A 2,573-nucleotide genomic window follows, 5' to 3' on the forward strand; every position below is an offset into this window, starting at 1 on the left:
ACGGAAGGCCGAGAGATTCTGCCTTCCCCCCTGCCGCCCCCGGACAATGACGCGGATGACAGTTCCTGTCCGCTGACCGGGCGCGGCACATAGACATGCCCGCGCCGGGGTGCGTCTCTCGCCCCTTCCGACCCGCGCCCGGTACTCACTCAACTCATCGCGCGGGTCAGGTGGCCGTAGAGCTCAACCGGTGTCCCGGTGCCCCCTGTTGCCCGGACGCCTGGCACTCCACGACCGGATCGTGTCCGCGTACCAGAAGGGCTTCCCACCCTTCACCGCATCGGGTTCCGGCAGGTGTCCGTGTTTGCGGTACGAGCGCACGGTGTCGACCTGCACGCGGATATGGGCTGCGATGTCCGCGTACGACCACAGAGTTCGATCGGTCATGAAGAACCTCCATGCGACAGGGATGTCGATCAGCACCTTCGTCCGGTCAACGACGGGCTGCGACGACCGCATGCGGTTGTTGATCTTCTGTGACACGGAACTCGCGTAACGGTGACAAATGCCAGGTGACGGCCGGTGCTACTGAAGTATCGATCACACCGGAGCTCTTATCGGTCACTCGTTCGAGTCATCTGTGGGTGTGGATCGTTTCGGGTCGGCCGGGCTGCGGGAGACTTCGAGTGCGTGACGATCTCGCTCCGTCCGCTTCAGTCCTCTTGTTCGGGCTCGCCGGCCACGACCCGCAGCAGATGGGCAGCGGTGGCCGTCATCGCGTCGCGAGCCGGGCGGAGGTAGCGGCGCGGGTCGACCGCTGTGGGGTTGGCTGCGAGATGGTCGCGTACGGCGGTGGTGAAGGCGATGTTGAGGGCCGTGCCGATGTTGACCTTCGCCATTCCTGCGGCGACCGCCCGCCGCAACTCGCCGTCGGACACACCGGACGAGCCGTGCAGGACCAGCGGCACGCCCACGGACTCGCGCAGCCGGCCGATGAGTTCGTGGTCGAGGGTGGCAGTGCGCTCGGTCATGGCGTGCGAACTGCCGACTGCGACAGCCAGTGAGTCCACACCTGTGGCGGCGGTGAAGGATGCCGCTTCGGCCGGGTCGGTGCGCACCCCCGGGGCGTGTGCGCCGTCCTTGCCGCCCACCTCACCGAGTTCGGCCTCCACCCACACCCCGTGGGTGTGGGCCCACTCGGTGACCCGGGAGGTGGCACTGACGTTCTGCTCATAAGGCAGGACGGACGCGTCGAACATCACCGAGGTCACGCCGGCCGCGACCCCGGCGCGGAGAAGTGCCTCGTCCTCCACGTGGTCCAGGTGGAGGGAGACAGGCACGGAGGCCGCTTCGGCGGCGGCAGCAGCACCTGCGAGCACGCCGTCGAGGCGGCCGCCGTGGAACTTCACGGCGTTCTCACTGATCTGGAGGATGACGGGCAGGCCGGTCTGCTCGGCGGCCGCGGTGATCGCCTCGGCGTGCTCCAGGGTGATCACGTTGAAGGCGGCCACACCACCGCCGGACGCGTGGGCGGCGAGGACGAGTTCGGCGGTGGCAGCGGTCGGCATGCGGGCTTCCTCGGGGTCCGGGTCCCCTGGGTGTGCGCGGGGACCGGTGGGTCGGCACGGAACGCGCCGGCGATTGGGCGGGTGGGTCAGCCGTGGGAGCGGCGGACGGGAGGTGCGGAGCGGGTGCGAACGGATTCGGACGGATCGTCAGCAGTCGAAGGGAGGTGGGTGGAGATGGGAATCAGGAGAGGATGACCGAGCGGGTCAGGTTGCGCGGGCGGTCGGGGTCGTAGCCCTTTGCCTCGGCGATCGCGACGGCGAGGCGCTGGGCGCGGATCAGGTCGGCCAGCGGGTCGGCGGTGGGCCGGTGTTCCAGGTGGCCGCCGACGGCGGCGATGTTCGCGGCCAGGCCGTCGGGCAGCGGGCCGAAGGACCAGGCGACGCGTCCGGGTCCGGTGATGCTGATCGGGCCGTGGCGGTACTCCATGGCCGGGTATGCCTCGGTCCAGGCGCCGGCCGCCTCGCGCATCTTCAGCGCGGCTTCCTGGGCCAGCCCGTAGGTCCAGCCCGTGCCGAGGAAGGTGATCTGCTCGGCAGCGAGTGCCTCGGGTGCCAGCTCGTCGGTGATGGCGGTGCGGGCGTCGGCGATCGCGGAGGTGAGGTCCTCGCCGAGGTGCGCGCGGAGCAGCACCAGCGCGGTGGTGGCGAAGCGGGTCTGCACCACGGACTGCTCGTCGGCGAAGTCGAGGACGACGATCTCGTCGGCGGCCTGCATCACCGGGGTCTTCGGGTCGGCGGTGATGGCGGTGACCGGAGTGGAGCCGAGCAACTGCTCGCAGGCCCTGAGTACTTCGGTGGTCGTGCCGGAGCGGGTGATCGCGAGCACCCGGTCGTAGCTGCGGCCGAGCGGGAACTCGGAGGCGGCGAAGGCATCGGTCTCGCCGTGCCCGATGCTCTCGCGCAGGGTGGCGTAGGACTGGGCCATGAACCAGGAGGTGCCGCAGCCGATGACCGCGACCCGTTCGCCGCGGGCCGGCAGTTTGCCGGACTGCTCCGGGGCGAGTTCGGCCGCGCGTTGCCAGCAGTCGGGCTGGGTCGTGATCTCGGTCGTGGTCAGGGAAGGGG

The 2,573-nt window shown here is 69.8% G+C and carries 3 protein-coding genes; all 3 read right to left on the minus strand.

What is annotated here, in order from left to right; translation table 11 throughout:
- Positions 1-183: 183 nt before the first annotated feature.
- The 3 genes from AC13HU_RS35460 to AC13HU_RS35470 all read right to left on the minus strand — a co-directional run bounded on the left by AC13HU_RS35460 (position 184) and on the right by AC13HU_RS35470 (position 2,565).
- Positions 184-387: a MarR family transcriptional regulator gene (locus AC13HU_RS35460; RefSeq protein WP_483046114.1), complete on the minus strand. Its 204-nt coding sequence runs from the start codon at positions 385-387 to the stop codon at positions 184-186.
- A 266-nt stretch (positions 388-653) separates the two neighbouring features.
- Positions 654-1,508 carry a class II fructose-bisphosphate aldolase gene (locus AC13HU_RS35465; RefSeq protein WP_483046115.1) on the minus strand — a complete coding sequence of 285 codons (855 nt, stop codon included), beginning with the start codon at positions 1,506-1,508 and terminating at the stop codon, positions 654-656.
- Between the two features lie 181 nt (positions 1,509-1,689).
- Positions 1,690-2,565 (minus strand): SIS domain-containing protein, encoded by an 876-nt coding sequence (locus tag AC13HU_RS35470; RefSeq protein ID WP_483046116.1) that lies wholly within the window; start codon positions 2,563-2,565, stop codon positions 1,690-1,692.
- Positions 2,566-2,573: the final 8 nt, after the last annotated feature.

This window comes from Streptomyces sp. NH27 (genome assembly GCF_056859195.1).

Excerpts from the sequence above, each read along its gene's own strand:
- AC13HU_RS35460 (WP_483046114.1), bottom strand. The coding sequence starts at position 387 with ATGACCGATCGAACTCTGTGGTCGTACGCGGACATCGCAGCCCATATC.
- AC13HU_RS35465 (WP_483046115.1), bottom strand. The coding sequence starts at position 1,508 with ATGCCGACCGCTGCCACCGCCGAACTCGTCCTCGCCGCCCACGCGTCC.